General features: G+C 63.9%; 19 protein-coding genes. All 19 read right to left on the minus strand.

The genetic code is table 11. The annotated features are described in order from the left end of the window. Positions 1 to 22: 22 nt before the first annotated feature. Complete coding sequence (locus ACFPFG_RS01565; RefSeq protein WP_374621688.1) at positions 23 to 442, minus strand: tail fiber assembly protein; 420 nt, start codon at positions 440 to 442, stop codon at positions 23 to 25. Further along, positions 439 to 2355, minus strand: coding sequence for a phage tail tip fiber protein (locus ACFPFG_RS01570; protein WP_374621685.1), 1917 nt, complete (start codon positions 2353 to 2355; stop codon positions 439 to 441). Before ACFPFG_RS01570 ends, ACFPFG_RS01565 begins: the two co-directional genes overlap by 4 nt. Next, positions 2352 to 4931, minus strand: coding sequence for a hypothetical protein (locus ACFPFG_RS01575; protein WP_374621682.1), 2580 nt, complete (start codon positions 4929 to 4931; stop codon positions 2352 to 2354). The genes ACFPFG_RS01570 and ACFPFG_RS01575 overlap by 4 nt, the downstream gene beginning before the upstream one ends. 34 nt (positions 4932 to 4965) lie before the next feature. Continuing rightward, on the minus strand, positions 4966 to 5301 hold the full coding sequence (locus ACFPFG_RS01580) for a hypothetical protein (RefSeq protein WP_374621679.1): 336 nt from the start codon (positions 5299 to 5301) through the stop codon (positions 4966 to 4968). Beyond that, positions 5301 to 6632 carry a WD40/YVTN/BNR-like repeat-containing protein gene (locus ACFPFG_RS01585; protein ID WP_380104622.1) on the minus strand — a complete coding sequence of 444 codons (1332 nt, stop codon included), beginning with the start codon at positions 6630 to 6632 and terminating at the stop codon, positions 5301 to 5303. The genes ACFPFG_RS01580 and ACFPFG_RS01585 overlap by 1 nt, the downstream gene beginning before the upstream one ends. Further along, positions 6629 to 7966 (minus strand): hypothetical protein, encoded by a 1338-nt coding sequence (locus tag ACFPFG_RS01590; RefSeq protein ID WP_374621673.1) that lies wholly within the window; start codon positions 7964 to 7966, stop codon positions 6629 to 6631. Before ACFPFG_RS01590 ends, ACFPFG_RS01585 begins: the two co-directional genes overlap by 4 nt. Before the next feature lie 2 nt (positions 7967 to 7968). Then, positions 7969 to 9015, minus strand: coding sequence for a phage fiber-tail adaptor protein (locus ACFPFG_RS01595; protein ID WP_374621670.1), 1047 nt, complete (start codon positions 9013 to 9015; stop codon positions 7969 to 7971). Positions 9016 to 9018: 3 nt separating this feature from the next. Next, entirely contained in the window at positions 9019 to 9435 is a 417-nt protein-coding gene (locus ACFPFG_RS01600) for a phage tail fiber protein (RefSeq protein WP_034398312.1), read from the minus strand. 69 nt (positions 9436 to 9504) lie between these two features. Further along, positions 9505 to 10137, minus strand: a complete 633-nt coding sequence (locus ACFPFG_RS01605) for a phage adaptor protein (protein ID WP_374621667.1) — start codon at positions 10135 to 10137, stop codon at positions 9505 to 9507. Beyond that, a complete protein-coding gene (locus ACFPFG_RS01610) occupies positions 10128 to 10736 on the minus strand; it encodes a hypothetical protein (protein WP_380104625.1) in 609 nt (202 codons plus the stop codon). Before ACFPFG_RS01610 ends, ACFPFG_RS01605 begins: the two co-directional genes overlap by 10 nt. Before the next feature lie 28 nt (positions 10737 to 10764). Continuing rightward, complete coding sequence (locus ACFPFG_RS01615) at positions 10765 to 11148, minus strand: hypothetical protein (RefSeq protein WP_374621662.1); 384 nt, start codon at positions 11146 to 11148, stop codon at positions 10765 to 10767. A gap of 81 nt (positions 11149 to 11229) precedes the next feature. Further along, entirely contained in the window at positions 11230 to 11679 is a 450-nt protein-coding gene (locus ACFPFG_RS01620; RefSeq protein ID WP_126313070.1) for a hypothetical protein, read from the minus strand. A gap of 29 nt (positions 11680 to 11708) precedes the next feature. Continuing rightward, positions 11709 to 12824, minus strand: coding sequence for a N4-gp56 family major capsid protein (locus ACFPFG_RS01625; RefSeq protein WP_380104628.1), 1116 nt, complete (start codon positions 12822 to 12824; stop codon positions 11709 to 11711). A 60-nt stretch (positions 12825 to 12884) separates the two neighbouring features. Beyond that, positions 12885 to 13124: a hypothetical protein gene (locus ACFPFG_RS01630; RefSeq protein WP_380104630.1), complete on the minus strand. Its 240-nt coding sequence runs from the start codon at positions 13122 to 13124 to the stop codon at positions 12885 to 12887. Next, positions 13099 to 14076 (minus strand): hypothetical protein, encoded by a 978-nt coding sequence (locus ACFPFG_RS01635; RefSeq protein ID WP_380104632.1) that lies wholly within the window; start codon positions 14074 to 14076, stop codon positions 13099 to 13101. Before ACFPFG_RS01635 ends, ACFPFG_RS01630 begins: the two co-directional genes overlap by 26 nt. A gap of 198 nt (positions 14077 to 14274) precedes the next feature. Then, positions 14275 to 16281 (minus strand): methyl-accepting chemotaxis protein, encoded by a 2007-nt coding sequence (locus ACFPFG_RS01640; RefSeq protein ID WP_380104634.1) that lies wholly within the window; start codon positions 16279 to 16281, stop codon positions 14275 to 14277. 326 nt (positions 16282 to 16607) lie between these two features. Next, the gene (locus tag ACFPFG_RS01645; RefSeq protein ID WP_380104636.1) at positions 16608 to 17123 is read right to left on the minus strand and encodes a hypothetical protein; all 516 of its coding nucleotides are present in this window, start codon (positions 17121 to 17123) and stop codon (positions 16608 to 16610) included. Next, positions 17120 to 17701: a glycoside hydrolase family protein gene (locus ACFPFG_RS01650; protein ID WP_380104638.1), complete on the minus strand. Its 582-nt coding sequence runs from the start codon at positions 17699 to 17701 to the stop codon at positions 17120 to 17122. Before ACFPFG_RS01650 ends, ACFPFG_RS01645 begins: the two co-directional genes overlap by 4 nt. After that, positions 17698 to 17940 (minus strand): hypothetical protein, encoded by a 243-nt coding sequence (locus ACFPFG_RS01655; RefSeq protein ID WP_017406469.1) that lies wholly within the window; start codon positions 17938 to 17940, stop codon positions 17698 to 17700. The genes ACFPFG_RS01650 and ACFPFG_RS01655 overlap by 4 nt, the downstream gene beginning before the upstream one ends.

Below are 17940 nucleotides of genomic sequence, written 5' to 3' on the forward strand. Positions count from 1 at the left end.
ACAGTGGCAGGCTTGGCACGCATCAGGCCGGTGGCGTGGGCCAGACGACAGCCAGCGGGTCGGGCTGGTCGGTGATGTCGCGCAGGGCCTTACGGTAGGCAAGCCAGGGCTCCGGCACGGGCTCGCCTGTCTCCTGAGCGCGCAGCGTCACCCAGTCGCACGCCGCCAGCCGCCTGTCCCGCTCCGCACGCACGGCGGACCAGGCCTGGCCCAGGTCAATGAGCCAGCCCCGGCTGGCCACGTCGAAGCGGTGGAACGTGCTGGGCGCCGCCGGCACGGCCACCAGGCCACCGTCCCAATAGAAGGCGTTCGGGTCCGGCACGGGATGCGACACGCGGCGAAAGCTCCCATTCGCCCCGGGCAGGTCCTTGAGGTGACGAAACGGCGCGCTGCCCGAGCGCAGGATGCGGCCGGCTCCGTCGATCTGGATAAAGTGAATCACCGGCGCCCTCCCGTGGCCACGATGTTGGACAGGAAGACCGTGACCGTCTCGCCGGGGCCGGCCCGCGCCATGAGCCGGTATGAGGTCCAGCCGGACGGCGGGCTACTGTCGAAGCAGCTGTTGTGCGCCGAAGTCCGGTAGCCGTTGGGCATCGACGTGCCGGTGTACTGCAAGCCAATATCGCCCCGGTATATGGTGAGGCTCAGGCTGCCGTTGCTGTTCACGGGCATGGCATTGACCAGGGCGATGACCACCACGCCGGAACCGCCGGCCGCGTTGTTCACCCAAGCCGAGCACAGCTCAACTTCGTTTTCCCCGTAGATGGTGGTCATTCCGCCTGAGCCGCTGGCCATGGATGTGACAGAGCCGCCGGCAATCTGCAGCGTCCCCACGGCTGCCTGGCCGATGTAGGCCGTGCCGATGGCCGCCGTGTCCATGAACACGCCGATGTTGTTGGACGTGATGCGCTGCAGCCGGTTGATGAAGTCGCTGGTGTTCAGCGTCGTGCCATCCGGGAACGCCACGGTCTCGCCGATGCGGGCCTTGTCCTTGGTGGCCAGCGGCCCCAGGCCATTGACCTGGGCGGCCTTGAGATTGCGCAGCCATTGCGCGTCCAGGCCGTTCGCGTCCAGGATGACGTTGCCCGCGTTGTCGCGCACGGTGAGGCCGCGCGTGTCCACCTTGCGGGCCGCCACTGTGCCGTCCACCAGCAGGTCGCCGTTGAGCACGGCGGCGGGGATCACCCAGGCCGCGCCCATCCAGTGCCGGGTCTGCGTGAAGCCGGCGCCGTTGCTGATGGTCACGGCATCGCCCACGATCAGGTGGTTGGTGTTGGGCGCACTGCCGCTGTTGCCCAGGGCCTGCCAGACGGCCTGGCGCGCGGTGGCATCGCTCCAGAAGCTGCCGCTGGCGGACAGCAGCACCGAGCCGCGCAGGCCGTCCACGAGCTTCTTGCCCAGGCCGTCGATGCGCATGTTTCCCTTGAGGTAGACGTTGCGCTGCAGATATATGCCATCGCCATCGACGCCGAACACCACGTCCTCGGGCCGCGGCGTGCTCATCTGGCCGGCGTTGTAGCTGGGGGAGACGATGGCGAACTTGTCCGCCATGATGATGAAGGCGCTGGAAGTCTTGCCGTTGACCTCCTCGGCCGCGATGCCGTAGCCGGCCAGGGCCCCGCCGGCCTGCACCTTGAGCGTGTACTGCGCGCGCAGGCCTTCGCTGTAGCCGGCCAGCACCGTCATCTCCTGCTCCAGCATGGCGCGGCCCGGCTTGCCGTCCTGGTAGTAGTTGCCCAGGGAGGCCTGCAGCTGCAGCACGTTGGTGGCCATGGCCCGCTGGCCGTCCGCGAACGCCGCCTGTGTGGCGCGCAGGCCTGCGCTGGCGTTGCGCAGGCTGGCAGTGACCTCGCGCACGGCCATGGCCAGGCTGCGCTCGTTGCTCTGCACCACGGTCTGCAGCTCGCGCACCTCGGCGCCGCGCTTGGCGGCCTCGTCGGCGATGGAGCGCAGCAGCTCGTCGCGGATCTCCTGCGCCAGGTGGTCGAAGCGGCTGGGGTCGTCCAGGGTCTTGGCCAGGCTCTTGAACAGGCGTGATTCGATGATGGATTGGGCGAAGCGCTCCACGGCCACCGTGGCCGACAGCCCGCCGCCCAGGTCGATGACGATCTCGCCCTCCCCCGGCGTCTTGTCGGTGGCCAGCAGCTGGGTGACGCCCTGCACCGAGCCCTGCAGGTCCAGCAGCTCGCGCAGGGTCACGCCGCGCTCGAACTCGTTGCCCCGGGCGCCGGAGCGCACTTCCAGGTGCTCGGTCACGGCCTGCATCCAGTTTGAAAGGGCCTTGTCCTGGACGTTGACCCGGGCCAGGGCCGGGAGGCGGGCCGCGCCCGTGTCGATCTTCTTGCGGTTGGTCATACGCTGCGCAGCTCCTCCGTGGTCGAGCACAGCACCACGCTGGTGACGCGGGCCGCGCCCTCGATCTCCACCTGGTGCTCCAGCCAGCGCCCGGGCGGCAGGCGCTGCGGCTGCAGGTCGGTGAACTGGGCCGTGTGCTGCAGCTGGCGGTCACCCCACAGGCGCAGCGTGATCGGGTGCTGGGCGTCCTGCAGGCCGTAGACCTTGGCCCAGGCCAGCGGCAGCTGCTGGCCCTGGGTGGCCAGGCCTGTGCGCCAGCGCGCCGTGCGCAGGGCATCGCCCGTGAAGCATTCCAGGATGTCCTGGCCGCGCGCCACGTACATGAGGTCGTTGAAGCGGTCCACCCAAACCGCCGTCACACCCGCGCTGCCCAGGTCGGTATGGCCCAGCTTGGCCCCGTCCTGCGCGCTGAACGCCAGGCAGCCGCCACCGGCCCCGGCGTAGAACAGGTAGTAGACGCCCTCGTGCTCGGCCGCGAACATGCTGGCCGGCTGCATGCGCTGCCAGTCCTGGCGCGCGATCAGCTGCCGCGTCACCACCTGCACGCCGCCCGGGCTGGCCAGGCACAGGCCATCGGGCGAGGCATAGAGCACGCCGCCCTGCACGGGCACGATGGAGCGGCGCGCGCTGCAGGACTGGTTGCTGTCGAGCTTGATGGCCGACATCTGCGCCGAGTGCGCGCCCGTCACGAAGTACGGATTGCCGGCCGTGCCCACGAACAGCGTCTGGTCGAACACGGCCATGCCCACGATGGGCCACTCGGTCGTGACCTGGTAGTCCACGGGCCAGGCGTAGGGCACATAGGGCTCGCAGAACGCCACGGTGTTGTCGATGAAGCCGGCCATGATGCCGTTGGGCATGCCCGTGAGCCCGCGCAGGTAGGGGTTGGCGCCCACGCTGGGCTTGTTGTCGCCCTCGTACTGGCCGTCCATGCGGTACGGGGGCGCGGCCCAGGTGAACTGCGGCTGCAGGCTGTCCAGCTCCTCGCCCTTCTTGTCATCGAGGAAGCTGGCCACGGAGATCTGCAGCTCCTGCACCAGCTGCCAGGCCGCCGCTGCGGCCGAGGCGTTGCTGCGGTAGATGCGCCACTTCACGACGTGGCGCGCGGCATGCTGCTCGCCCGTCATGGCCTGGGGCCGCTGGATGGTCACGGTGTCGTTCTGGTCCACTTCCAGCATGTCGGAGATGGGCGACGGCTCGGACTCCTCGCCCCAGTCGGTCACAAAGGCCACGACGTAGAAGCGCGAGTCCACCACGCGCTCCACGGTCTTGCCGGCCAGGTCGGCCACGCCACCCAGCTGGTCCAGCCAGGTGCCGATCACGGCCGTATCGCCCGTGGCCGCGATGTACTGGCTGGCCAGCTGGGTCTGGATGCTGGACACCAGAGTGGCGCAGCGCTGCTGGATCTCCACCAAGCGCGCGTTGAAGCTGCTGGCCTGGCCCGAGGCATCCGACTTGCTGTCGGTGTAGGCATCCTGTGCCTTGAAGAAGTTTTCCAGCTTCAGCCGGTACTGCACCCAGTCGGGGTGCTCGATGGCGTTGTTGTCCGCGTCAAAGTGGTACTGGGCCACGCTGGGCTCGGTCGGCTTGATGGGCGCCGTGCCCGCGCCGGCCCAGGACTTGGACAGGGCCAGGTCCGCGAATTCCTTGAGCAGCTTGTCCAGCTCGCTGCGCCAGTTCGTGCATTTGCTGCCGGGTGCCACCGAGGCCTCCACCAGGTCGGCCAGCTTGGCTGCCTGGTCGGCCGTGAGCACGGTTTCGCCAGAGCGCTCGCCGGCCGTGTCCGGAAACTCGTGCCGCTGCAGCGCCTCCACCAGCGCGGGCCTGCGGAAGGGATAGCTGTACGGCATGGCGGCCACCGGCACGGCCCAGCCGCTGGCCGTGCTGATGGCCCCGAGCCGCGTGGTGTCCATCTCGCAGGCCTTGGCGCGGGCGGCCGAGACCACGGCATAGAGATTCCCAGCCCAGGCGCCGGCCCCTACGGCGGTAGACAGCGACAGCCCGTAGTTGGACGTGGCGCCGGCATAAGCCTTGCCATTGGCATCCCAGCGGATCGCCTCCTGGTGGCCCTCGTGCTGGATCACCGTGGCCAGCAGGTCCGCGCGCACCAGCTCGGCGAAGTCGCCATACAGCCAGGTCTTGGCCTCCTCGGTCGTGAACTCGTCCACCACCTGCAGGGTGACTGTGGGCTTGACCGGGCGCACCACGCCCAGCAGCCGGTCGTTGCCGCGCACGTCCAGCGCACGCGGCGCCGCGCTGCCGTCGTTGGTGGTCTGGTAGGTGCGTTCAGTGGCCTCGTCGTTGATCTGGCCCTTGACCAGAGACAGCTCCTGCACCCAGGAGCGGATGGGCGCGGCCGGGTTCTGCTGCACGGCGCCGCCGGCATCTCGCGCGAAGCGGTGCAGCGTGCGCGTGCCGGCCAGGCACGCCGAGTGGCGCCGGTCGGTGGCCAGCGGCCAGAACTCGGAGCTGGGCAGGAAGAGATTGAAGTGCTCCCGGGCGAAGTTCACGCCCAGCGCGCGGTCGGACACGCTGGGCGCCTCGCCCGGGAATGCGGACAGCTTGTAGGTGGTCATGGCCCGCTACCGTGGCAGGCTTGGCACCAGCGCCCTACGCGGCCAGCGCTGGCACCTGGCCCGCCAGGATCTGCGCCGCACGCTCCTCGCTGTCCAGCAGACCGTAGGCGCCCATCATGTTGATGAACGTGACGGTGCGCATATCCCCCAAATCCACGCTGGTGCTGTCGCGGTAGGTGGCAATCCCCGTGCGCACATCGGCGCGTTGGTCGATGGTCAGCGCCTTGATCTTGGGGTTGAAACTTGCGAACTCCTGCACATCGAAGTTGTCCAGGATGCGCTGCTCACTCAAGGTAAGCAAGGCCCGGAACTGGCCCGGCGTCAGTTCCGACTGTGCCTGAGGCACACAAAAGAAATCGGCGTGATTCATTAGCCCACCCTCATATATACCGCCGTATCTGTACTCGGCTTACTCGCGGCAACGAGTCCAACACAGGAAGGAATCTTAATAATTTCCCTGGAATTATTACTATGAATCACGACCAAATCCCTATTTACTCTAACGCCCGCGCCAGAATATAAAGTTGGACTTATTCCAAATGCTACGGGAGCAACACTCCCTCCTAATGGTCGCTGGACAAAGAAAGTTGAAGAAGCAGCAGCCCCCCCACTTCGGCCAAAGGTATCTATGCAAAAATTACGATTCAGCTTAAGTAATGCCCCCCAGTCACCCCACGAGACGACATCTGCGGGAGGACTAGATGGGAAATAGCCTTCCATTCCCGAAGAACCTATAGCAGGCGACCAAGAGGCAACCAATTTTAGATCTATATCGTAAATTCTAACGTCCATAGAGAACGCACTGGAATACACATGATTTCCGTACGTAATCCATAAGCCTTGACTCTCATCCCACGCCATGCTCATGGCGGAAGACCAGCAAATTACATAAGGTGCAAGAAAGGCGCCGGCGCCAACGTCGTACGTATAAACGTACGTCCAGTTGTTCCCGCTAGACACAGCCGAATTGACCCCTATCCTATTAAACAGAGCATGCAAACTTTTTCCATTGCCGAATACACCACATAAATAGTATGACGCGTTATCGGCACCGGTGGCAGGCAGGCTGATTGGAGTCAAGACCGTTCCCGCCGAATTCAGTCGATAACAATGGTTATTATTAGAGTTGAACTGACTGAGAGTCAACTGTAGTCGAGAAACCCAAAATTCCCCATTTGCATAATCGAGGCGACAAGCGAAAGTGATGGCACCCACCAATGCCGCTTGCGCGGCAGTCAGCGTTACAACCCAAGTGGAAAAATTATCAGTCGAACGAACTACCGTACCATCGCGCGCCATAGCAAGCCAGAGTCCATTTCCATCGGTAGCAATGGACCAAGAATACCCCGCTGAACTTGGCAATTTTCCGCGACTAGTCCAAGTATCCCCCGAATCCAGCGACGTATAAACTGTACTGTCATATGCGACTGCCACAATTGCATTTTTCCCGTCAGATGCCATATCACCAACGGGCATATTGAGCAATTGACCAGTTTTAATGCCCATATTTCCAACCGGTTTCAGATGGTTAGGAACGGAAGGAAAAAGAGAGGACCGCGCAAGAGTCCCGGCTCTCAGATATGTTCTACCTTGGGTTCGCTGAATTCCATAAGAATCGGAAACATCTGGCAGTGTATGGATGCTACCAATCGGAGGTAGGCTGTTCACTCCCATCAAATCACTCAGACTCTGATTCATCATTCCATCTCCCATCGGCCAATCTGAACGCACCGAAAACTCAACTCACCGGGCAAATTGAAATCGGCATCCAGGCCGACATTCATGCCCATCAGCAAATCGCCGCCTTGCGGGTTGATCGTCAATGTGTTGGTTCCAAAACTCTTGCTGTGGTCACGGACCCCGAAACGCAGGTCCACGGCCGAGGCCGCAGGCGCAAGCAGCGTCACCGAGCCTGCCGCCGTGTTGACGCGCGTGACCTGGCCCACGGGCAAGGTCGCGCCGTTGTTCGCGGACGTGAGCACGGCGGTATTCGAGGACAGGCCCGCGCCATCGGCAGCCGGCCCCAGGCGCTGCCACTTGCCACCGCTGCCGTCATCGAACCAGGCGTATTCGATCCAAGCGCGGCTGTCCGAGGTGTTGACCCAGGTGTCACCCGGCGCGCCACCGGTTGGCTCCGCATTGGCGAAGGTCCGCAGCTTGAGCCGGCCATCGAGCGCGCCCTGCAGGCCCGCCACCGTGCTGATGGCCTGCGTGCCCGTATGCGTGCTGCGGTCGCGCAGCTGGGCGTCCGTGGCATTCTTGGTGGCCTGCGCGGCCACGCCTTCCAGCTTGGCTTTCTCTGCGCTGGTGAAGTCCTCGGTGGACAGGCCCTTGCCCGCCACCTTGTCCACCTTGTTGGCCAGGGCCGCCTGCTGCGCGGTACTCACGGGCTTGTCCGCGTCGGCAGTGTTGTCCACGTTGGGCAGGCCCACCATGGCCTTACTGATGCCCGACACCGTGCCCGTGAAGGTGGGGTTCTCCTTGGGCGCGCGCGCATCGAGGGCGGCCTGCAGGCCCGTGATGGTGCTGATCGCCTGGGCGCCGGTATGCGTGGTCCGGTCGCGCAGTTGCGCGTCCGTGGCGTTCTTGGTGGCCTGGGCGGCGATGCCCTCCAGCTTGGCCTTCTCGGCGTTGGTGAAGTCGTTGGCGCTCAGGCCCTTGCCGTCTTCCCGGTCCACCTTCACGCCCATGCCGCCGGCTGTCAAGCGCAGCTCCAGCAGATCGCCGGCCACGTAGGAGCGCGGCGCCGTGCCTTCCTGGCCACGCAAAACCGTCAGGCGGCATTCGCCGATCACGGCGTTGTCTACCGAGGTCACATGCAGGACCTCGTAGTCCGACTCCAGCGAACCGCTACGCTTGTAGGCTGTCAGCACATACCAGGAGCCCGGCTCGGGGTTGCGCAGCAGGCCGGCCGCGCCATCGGACACGCGCAGCACGCCATAGTCCAGCTCGGTGGCCGGGGCGCCTGTCTGCGGCGCCGCGCGCACGTCAGCGATGAACTGCGTCTGGAAGTTGTTGAGGAACAGCTGCGGCATTTCTATTTTTCCTTGATGGGCACGATCAGCTCCACCTCCTTGGTGCGGCCGTCGTTGGTCGTGGCGGCCACGCTGATCTGGTACTTCTGGCCATCGGCGCCGCCCGCGTAGATCCAGACCTTCACGCGCTGGCCCACGAAGGCATAGGACGGCGGCATGGGCATGGCCGGCCGCACCTTGAGTTCGACGGAAACAATCTCGTCGCCCGGCGGAAACCAGTCGGCGAACTCGATGTCGTAGTCCTGCGTGTCTGCAGGCTGCATGGGGGATGCACGGAACATGCTCTGCCCTTGGTCGGTAACGTAGAAGGTGGTCATTCCTGCGGGCACGAGGAAGGTTCGGGATTCGGGCGCTGCCTCATCGAAGGGCAGGCGCCTGTGCACGGCCGGGTCGATGTCGATGAAGGCCACGCCCTGGGCCGCGAGCGGCGCGCGCACCAGGCGGTGCGGATCGACGGCGCCGCGCGCCAGGCCCTGGGCCAGCACGGCCAGCCGCGCCTCGACGCGGCCCTGCGTGACGACAAAGGCCTGGCCCTTGCCGTCCACGGGCGAGCGCAGCCAGCGGCGCACGTAGATCTGCCCATCCGCCTTGCCGCGCGCCGCCGGAGCGGACTGCACAGGGCCGCGACGCAGCAGGTGCGTCTGGGGGGAGAACTGCGCCTGCAGCGCGGCCGCCACGGGGCTGCGTGCCAGCACATGGGCGTTGACGGTGGCCCGGGCCGTGGCCTTGGCCACCACGCGCCCGTAGACCGGCGGCAGCGTGACCTTGAGGACCGCGCGGCCGGTGGCCGCCAACAGGCTGCGGACGTGAATCCGGCCCAGCACGCCCTCCACGGCCGCCCGCGCCACAGAGTCCGCCGAGAGCTTGGCGTGCACACGGCCCAGCGGGCCCGTCAGCGCAGCAGCGGGGGCCGAGTGCACTACGGCATAGGCGAGCACGCGCCCGCCCACGCGGACGCGGGCATAGCCCTTGGCGTCCACGCGGATGCGCACCACGGGGTCGGCGGACCGGCCGTTGAGAGCGAACCCGTTGAGAGCGCCCCGGTTCATGGCTTACAGCAGCTGCAGCGTGAAGTCGCCAGTCAGCGCCTGGCTGTCCACCACGAACACGTCGTTGATCTGCAGCGTGCGCGGCGATGGCAGCGGCTCGGAGTACATGAGCGTGGCCGTGCCATCGGTGGCTGAGTCACCTTCCATGATCCCGATGTGCGTGACCGTGACCTGGGCGCCCGTGACGGGCGGGAACTCCGCACGCACGGCGTTGTAGGTGGCGCCGTTGTTGGGCGCGGCAAAGGCGCCCGTGGCCACGCGCTGATACCAAGGTGCGGCCACCTCGGTGCCGGCGGTGAAGGCGTCGGTAGGGTCAGCCGTGAACAGGGCGAAGTAGGCGTTGCGGATGGCCGGGAAGGCCTGCTTGCGCAGCGTGGCGCTGATGATCGCGTTGGCGAGGGATGTGCTGAAACCAGCCATGACGGCTCCTTTGGCTTCGAGCACTCCAGCGCCCAGATGGAAGATGCCCGCCAGGATGGCAGGCTTGGTTCACTTCTGGGCCACGGCCGTGGTGGCCGCAGCCTGGGCCTGAATGCCCAGCGCCTCGTTGTAGAGGGCACGGTGCGCCGCCGCGATGGTCGCGTTGCCGCCGAACTCGGCGTCGATGGACCAGGCCCGGAACAGCACGAAGTGCCGCAGCGCGTCCATCCAGCGCTCGGGCACGCTGGGCGTTCCGCTCTCGTCGGCCAGGTCCACGGCCGCGACACCCACCACCGCGCGCACTTTGGTGCCGGCAGCCACGGGCGGATAGACCAGGAATTCCTGCGGCGTGCCCAGGTCGTGCATGTAGTGCTGCACCTCGCGGCCCGGAGAGCCCGAGCGCCAGGCGCCGGCCACGGCGTCCAGCACCCACAGGTCGGTCTTGGTGATGCGCCGCTGCGTGGCGTTGGCGTTGTTCGTGATGTCGATCAGCGTGAGCACATCGGCCGGCAGCTCCTGCCGCCAGCCGGCGGCCATCACCAGGTCGCGCGGCTGGGCCATCTGGTCGGGCCGCTGCTCGGCAAAGGCACGCTGCGCGGCGTTGAACCAGTCCAGCAGGTCCTGGCGCGTCCAGCGGATGTGCCCCTTGTCCTGCAGGTCGCGCGCTGCGTCGTCCAGCAGCTGGGCCACGGTCAAAGCCATGATGCCCTCCCCCGCGAGCCGCGGCTGGTGTTGGAGCGCCACACGTCGGCCGTGGCGTCATCCATGGCGCGAGTGAAGAATGCCAGGGCCACGCCGGCCTGGTCGGGCCTGTAGTAGTCCGTGCCCTCGGTGGCCAGCAGCTCGGCCTTGGCGCCTTCGCGGATCGCCTCGTGGTAGAGCGAGGCCACCTCGTCGGGCACGCTGTTGCCGCGCAGGGACGGCATCAGCGAGGCGTAGACCTGCAGGCGGCCCGCGCTGCCCCCATTGCTGCCGGTTCGCACGGTGAATTCGCGCAGGTTCGTCGTGACCAGGTAGAGCTTGCCGCGCAGCTCCTGCTGCCAGGGATCGGCAGGCAGATCGCGCGCCTTGGCCACCTCCAGCGGGCGCCCGGCCAGTGTGGCGCGCTCCAGGCGCAGCAGCTCGGCGCCCTGGGGCAGCTCGAAGGTGTATTCAGCGAAGGCCTCGCCGGTCACATCCGTAGGCTCCAGCCATTCCTGCCAGGCGCGCGTGGCCTTGAGGAAGGTGCGCGCGGCGCGGTTCAGCGCCAGGTGAATGAGCGGTACCGGCGCCTTGGGGGCGGCCAGGACCAGCTCAGGCATCCAGTTCTCCCAGCTGGCCATGGTGCGATCAGCCGGTCACGTTGGAAGCGCGCGAGGCCTTGCGCACGCGGCCGGTGGGGGCCGAGTCGGATTCCTGGGGCATGCCCGTGCCGCCATCCAGGTCGTCCTCATCGTCCGGGCCCACGCCAGGCGAGAAGGTGCCGCGCGAGGACGGGGCCTTGCCGTCCTGGGCTGCGCGGCGGGCTTCGCGCTCGGCAGACATGCGCAGGAATTTCTGCTCGGCATCGAACTCCTCTTCGGTCTGAAAGTTGCGGGCCAGCAGGTGCTTGGCATCTGCCTCGTCCTCAACGTCGCAGGCCAGCGGCTTGCCATTGAAGACGTAGGTGGCGCCCTTGAGGCGCACGATCAGGGTTCCGTCCTTGCGTGCGGGCAGCGAAGTGAACAGCTTCATGGTGTTGGTTCTCCGGGGTTCAAAAAGCCCCGGCAGCGGATGCCACCGGGGAAAAGCCCCTTACGGGGCGCGCACACGCTGTCAGGCGTTCGTGTAGATCAGGTCCAGGGCGAAGAGGCCTGCGGCCGTGCCCGCGCCTGTGACCTTGAGGACGATGCGGCGGTCTTCGTCCTTGGGCACCAGCTTGGCAAAGGCTGCGGGCACCAGGTGCACATAGCCGCCGGCCGCGCCCGCGTCGTTGTCTGTCACCCAGGCACCGCCGCCGTCGTCGGCCGCAGCGCTGATGTCGCCCGCCGCATCCGCCAGGCCAATGGAGGCCTTGAAGCCAGCGCCCAGGGCGGCAGGCACGCGGATGAACAGGGACACGGGCAGCGTGCCGGCGGGCAGGATGCCGATGACGCCACGGGCGCCGACTGCATGGTCTGCCACGGCCAGGGGCTGGCCGAAGCGCGAGCGCACCAGCTCGGAGCCGCCGGGGGTGATGGGGGCCTGATGGCCTGCGGCCACGGCACTGAGTTGCTTAAAAGCCATGTCTGACTCCTTCTATTCGGTGGGGTGGATCAGCGCGAGGCGGCGGCGGTATCGCAGCCGTAGACACCGTGGTCCTGCTTTTCGCCTTCGACCTCGAAGACGGTCTTCTTCACACCGAAGATGGACGACGTGGTGATGATGACCTGGTTGCCACGGTCGGCCGTTTCCTCGTGCCAGCCATAGCGCATGCCGGTGCCGGGCGATCCGAAGGCGATCACGCCGGCCTGCGCGCCCATGAACAGCGCGCGCGCCGTCTCCAGGTCGCCCGTGGCGCCGTGGGTGTTGTGGCGGATCACGTTGCGGTGCGAGTGCAGGACCACGTTGCGGTGCATGCCCAGTGCACTCTTGAACAACGGCGACTTCAAACCCAAAGCAGCAGCGGCTGCCTTCTGGATTTCCAGCCAACCGCCCGTGCCCGTTTCCTTACGGAGGTCGTCCTCTTGGAACTTGTGCATCACCATGACGAACACTTCTTCGCCATCGACCACGCAGGGCTGCAGGACGGGGATGTTCGTCGCGCCGCCGCCCTGCGTTTCGGCACGGACAATGGCGCGGTCGATCACCCCCAGCGACATCTTGTCGGTCGCGTCCAGATTGGTCACTGCCGTCGCATCGCCGCCGAACAGGTGCTGGTTGGCCGTGGGCGCCGTCAGCGGGTTCTTGGCACGACCCTGGTAGCCCAGCGGCAGGATGAAGTTGGCATTGATGCCGCGCGAGCCCGACAGGTAGGTGAAGGTCAGTTCGTCCTGGAAACGGCCCCACCAGCTGGACTGCTGCTGCTTGGCACGCACGCGCAGGTCATGCAGCGTGCGCTTGCGCGACATGCGGCCCCCAGTGTTGACGCCGCCGCGCGCCTGGTCGATGTACAGCTCATCGGTGTAGAAGCGCTGCCCTTCTTCCTTGCCTTCCAGCACATCGTCGCCCTCGACGGGCGCCATGCGCAGCTCGGCCAGCAGGTCATAGCTGATGAGGTCGCCGGCTTCGGATTCCAGATCCGTCAGCAGCTGGATAGGGGTCTTGGCGCCCTGCCCCACGGCCGCGAAGCGCTTGCCGAAGTACGAGGCCTGCGACACATCGAGTGCCAGGTTGCCGGAAAAGCGCTTGACGGCGCGGGGGCTGTTCACGCCCACCACTGTTTTGCCCATAGGAGTGCTCCTGTGTGGTAGCGAGCACTCCAGCGCCCCGGTTGAAAAATGATCCAGCCCTCAAGATGGCAGGCTTGGTACGGGCCGCAGTGCGGCCGGTGTCTTTTTGACGGTGGTTTCAGGGGCTGCCACGACGACCATGCGCGCGGCCTGCCCCTTCTTATATTCCAGCTGGATGCGAGCGCCGCCCACCTCCAGCACATCGCCCATGCGCAGCTCCACGAAGATGCGGCGCGCGTCGGGGGTAGTGGAAGCAGACGGCATGGCGGCTGTGTCAGCCCAGGCGGTTGTAGCGTTCACGCTTCTCCTCGGACATGCCAGCCAGCGCGCGCTCGTAGTCCAGGCCCGTGAGCTTGTCCAGTTCGGCGAACTCATCGCTCACGGGGTCAGCATCGCCCGCGCCGCCGGGCACGTCGGCCAAGTTGGTGACCACGGCCGAGGCGTCAGGCTTGCGCTGCACATCGGCCGGCTTCTTGGTCGTGGCAATGCCGTGCAGGGCCACCACGCGGCGGTGCCCTTCTTCCAGAAACCAGCGCATGGGCTTGTGCTCGTTGCCGGGGGCCGCGCCCAGGGCGCGCACCATCGCGTCCAGGTCCGCCTGCTTGGCCGCGTCCTTGCGGTAGTCCACGATGCCCAGCTCTGCGCTCTGGGCCGCTTCCTCGAAGAAGCCGTTGATGGTGGCAGTCCAGGCCTGGTGCGTGGACTGCTGCTGCATCTCGGCCGACACCGTGGCGCGCGTCTTCATGTCGCGCAGCCGGTCGCGCTCGTCCTGCAGGCGATCCAGCTCCGCGTCCAGCTCGGTCTGCTCCAGCTCGCCCTCGTTGAACTTGGCGCGGGCGGCGGCCACCGCGTCCTTGTTGGCCTTCACCTGGGCGTCGTAGTCGGCGGGCAGCTCTGCACGGTAGCCGCTGGCCTGCTGCGCAGTCTGCGGATTCGGTGCCGGCGCGTCGGTCGGCTGCGTGGCATCAGAGGGTTCTGCGGGCGCTGCAGCAGGAGCGGCTGCAGGCGCTGCAGCGGGCGCAGCGGTGGTTTCAGTGGGTTCGGTGGGCGTGCTGGGCTCGGGCTTGCTCTTGCCGGTATCAGCTGCGTCGTCGTCGCCCTCCTCTTCCTCTTGCGCATCGAGGGGGCCGCGCCCCAGGGCAGCCAGCGCGGCAGCGTTGTCTTCCTCGGGGTCGTAGTCGTTGTCGTCGGCTTCCATGGCCTCGCGCTCGGCGTCGGACAGGAGGCGCAGGTGGTCGTCGTTCAAGCTCATGTGTGCGTCCTTTCGTGGTTTGGATCACGGCAGGGTGGCAGGCTTGGCACGAGTTCCGAGACTCGCGTCCAGAGCAAAATGGATTTTTGAGTCTTAAAACCAACTTATTGAAGGATAAATAAGATAGTCACGGCGAGTTTCCCTCAACAGAAACGCGCCATGACCCGCGAAGATCTAATTACCTAGAATTTCTATTTATCAAACCCATTTTTTAGCTCGAGTAAGCAAGGTACAAACTTCGTTTGAAATATGGGAGAAGGTTGATCCTGCCCCAATTAGCTTCTCAGCCTCCCTCGTAGCCCCGGCATTAATTTTCAGTGCTACTTCACCTGCCACCTTGTGAAAGCGTGCATGAGCTTCAAGTAGGCTCGAAAAGTCAGGCCGATCCTTCCACTTTCTTTTCCCTGAACCATGCAACCAACGCCCCAGTGAGCATCGATCGTCGCAACATATTCCATCCACATCTAGCGTAATATTCTCAGCTATGGCTTTACGCAATTTGACTTTCCATTGGCGATGGGCATCGATAGCCTTATCGAAATCGAAAACGGGCGCAATTAACTCAAATTCTGTTTGACTCGATTCAATAGCGGCCGGCAGTTGAAATCTATCCACTTCGTTAGCCAGCTCGTAGGCTTGACTTTTCATCGAATCGGCAGCAGCAGCCGTTTCCTGCACCAATGCAGCATTTTGCTGAGTCATCCGATCCAACTCACTAACAGCCTGCCCAATTTGGTAAACACCCAGACTCTGCTCACGCGAACCATTTGATATTTCTGTCAACAAACCATTTATCGCTCTCGAAGCATCAACAATTTGTTCCATTTTTACTCCTGCCCCCTGAACAACTATTGCTCCAGCGTTCACCTTGTCAACACTCTCCACAATAAGAGCTTTTATCTCTCGTGCCGCGGTCGCGGATCGTTGTGCAAGAGACCGTACTTCAGCCGCAACAACGGCAAATCCGCGCCCCTCTACCCCCGCTCGGGCAGCCTCAACAGCAGCGTTGAGTGCAAGTATATTTGTCTGAAAAGCAATGCTATCAATTGTGCCAATAATATCTCCAATCTTCGCAGAAGACTTTCGAATATCATCCATTGTATGTATAACATCGCGCATGACCCGACCACCATCAGTCGCGATTGACTCATTCCTTTCCGCAACTCGGGCTGCTTCGTTAACATGCTCCGCATTATGGCTAACCGTAGAGGAAATCTGCTCCATTGAGGTTGCTGACTCCTCAAGATTCGCAGCAGCCTGCTCGGTTCGTGCAGATAAATCCAAGGCCCCTGCGGCAACTTCGCTGCTGGCATGGACGATTTCTCCGCTGGAGCGACGAACTCGTGACACCATATGTCGCAATGAATCCTGCATCTCTCGAAGGTCGAGCATCAACTCTGCCGCATCGTCAGTTCCCCAAGGATAGGGGGAAGTAGTCAGATCGCCTGCTGTCATCGCACGGAGATGACGCCGCGTCTCTTGCAGCCCGCCACTCATTACACGATAGAATGCAAAGAAAAGGTACCCCGCAACCAGCAAATCCAATACCAACACAACAATTATCCACTTCATTTGTTGGTATCTAGCAGTGCGGAGATCATCCATGTAAATTCCCGAGCCCACAATCCAGCCCCATGGCTCAAACCCTTGGACGTAAGAAAGCTTTTCTGCCATCTTACCAATCCCCCGCTTAGGCCAATAATATTCGACGAAGCCCTTCCCATCCTCCCTCACTTTTGCCACAAATGCTTTAAACAGAGGTAATCCATTAGAGTCTCTGATTTCTGACGCATCTGTGCCATCCAGCTCTGTATTAATTGGATGCATTACCACGTTTGGATGCATGTCATTAATCCAAAAGTACTCATCTCCGTCATAACGTATCTTGGCCAAAGTGCTTTTTGCGAGACTTTGCGCTTGACTCCGTGTAAGCGATCCAGCTACTTCCTGTTGATGCGCCGCTGCCAATACTCCATGAGCAATCTGTACATTCTGCCGAGTTGAGTCTCGCCGAAACTTAAGACCTTGTTCTGACAACTGTTCAAGCTGCCAAATTATCAGCCCAGATAGAGGAATAAAGAATATCAAGGAAATAATAGATGCCTTTTCTTTGAAGCGTAGCGCTCGAAACAGTCGCACTCCCGGCGCCCAAAATCCATGGTAAGTAAAAAAACCGGCTCCATTATTCATCTGAGAAGTTTTCACGATATTTTCATTAGAAAAAGAAAGTAACAGCCAAATATTTGTCTCTTAATTGAGTGCAGATCATTCGAGAATGATTTGCTATCAATCTTCTCTTGGCAATAAATAATTATAATTTATAGTCGAAAATTTGTTACAAATTATTTGAGTCACCAAACAAAAAAAACAACACTCAAAAAAATCTCAGTGTGATAGATAGAGAAAACAACCGTTCATCATCACCAACGGATTGAAAATTTGCGAGCACTCGCTATCGAAAATTTACACGTGGCTTCTTAGGCTCCTATATGTTTGCGCGCACTTACCATTAAAGTAGGATGAAAATTTCTTCAAGGTGGTGTGTACGAGGTGCCGGGTTTCGGTCGACTCATGGTTGGAGTCACGGGCCACCCGGAACTGAATGTCTGGACATCGGCTGCGTGCCCTGCAGCCTTTGTTGCCATGTCTCCATACGCTGCGCTGCAATCTTCAAATACGACTCCGAGGGCAGTGGCGTACTCAAGGACGGCGGCCGCGGGAGCGCTGGCAAGTCGGCGGGCGGCATCTGCGGATTGCTCGCGCAAGCCGTCAGAAACAGCGAGAAGGTGGTCACGATCACGGCGCAGAAACGCCTCGCGGGTTCGGGCAGCATTCAGTGCCTCCTGGTAGTTGGTGTTGATGGACTGCTCAGCGCGGCGCACTCGGGCGTCGGCCACGCGCTGGGCTGTGCTGACAGCCAGCTTTTCGCTCGCGGCGTCGGCGCGGGCCTCGGCCAGGTCGGCGCCCAAGCGAGCGCCCTGGTAGCTCCAGGCCAGGAAGGCGGCCAGGCCGGCGGCGGCCAGGTGGCTGATGGCGCGCACGCTCATTGCTGCACGTCCATGCATGCGGCATGCCTTGCCTGCTGCCGAACCCAGACACCACGACAAACCTTGTTGCCGGGCGTGCTGCAGTCGTAGCGCCACCGCGTGGGCTGCCCGCCCGCGCTCCATTGGTAGGCGCTGTAGCCCTGCAGGGGCTGGGCGCTGGTCATGAAGCGATAGGCCAGGTAGGCCTTGCAGGCGCCGGCATAGTCGCCGGCCCGCGTGCGCGCCAGCATCGAGGAGCCGCGCCAGGCGCTGCAGCCGTACTGGCCCGCGAAGTCCACGGCCTGGGCGAACTCGACAGGATGCACCAGCGTGTCGCCCAGCGAATCGCGCACGCAGGCCCCGTACTGCTGCTCCAGCAGGTTCGCGGCCAGGTCGCGGGCGCGCTCCCTGGTGATGGGCGGATCTGCCATGGTCACGCGCGTGCCGTCCTCGTAGCGCGTGGCGCCATGGCCGATGGTGGGCACGTCGCCGCGCACGGGGATGATGGGCGCGGCGCTGAATCCTTCGGCCGCGATCCAGGACGCCAGAATGGCAGCGCCGATGCCCAGGCCTGCGGCAGGCACTCGGCCCCCGCTCACGACCGCGCCTCGCAAGCTGCAGCAAGCTCCTGCGCCTGGCGCGCCCGGCGGTCCTCGCGCTCATTGCTCCAGCGCCACAGCAGGTAGATGACCTGCAGCACCACGTAGAGGATGGTCAGGGCCGTGGCCGTGTGGGTCATGGTCCAGCCGTTGGCCACATTGGTGGCCACCACGGTGACCGGCGGCGCGGCCTTGGCGCCCTCCACGGCCGCCGTGCGCACGATGGTTTCTCGATCCAT

The sequence above is a fragment of the Delftia deserti genome (genome assembly GCF_042653485.1).
Lineage (GTDB): Bacteria > Pseudomonadota > Gammaproteobacteria > Burkholderiales > Burkholderiaceae_C > Comamonas > Comamonas acidovorans.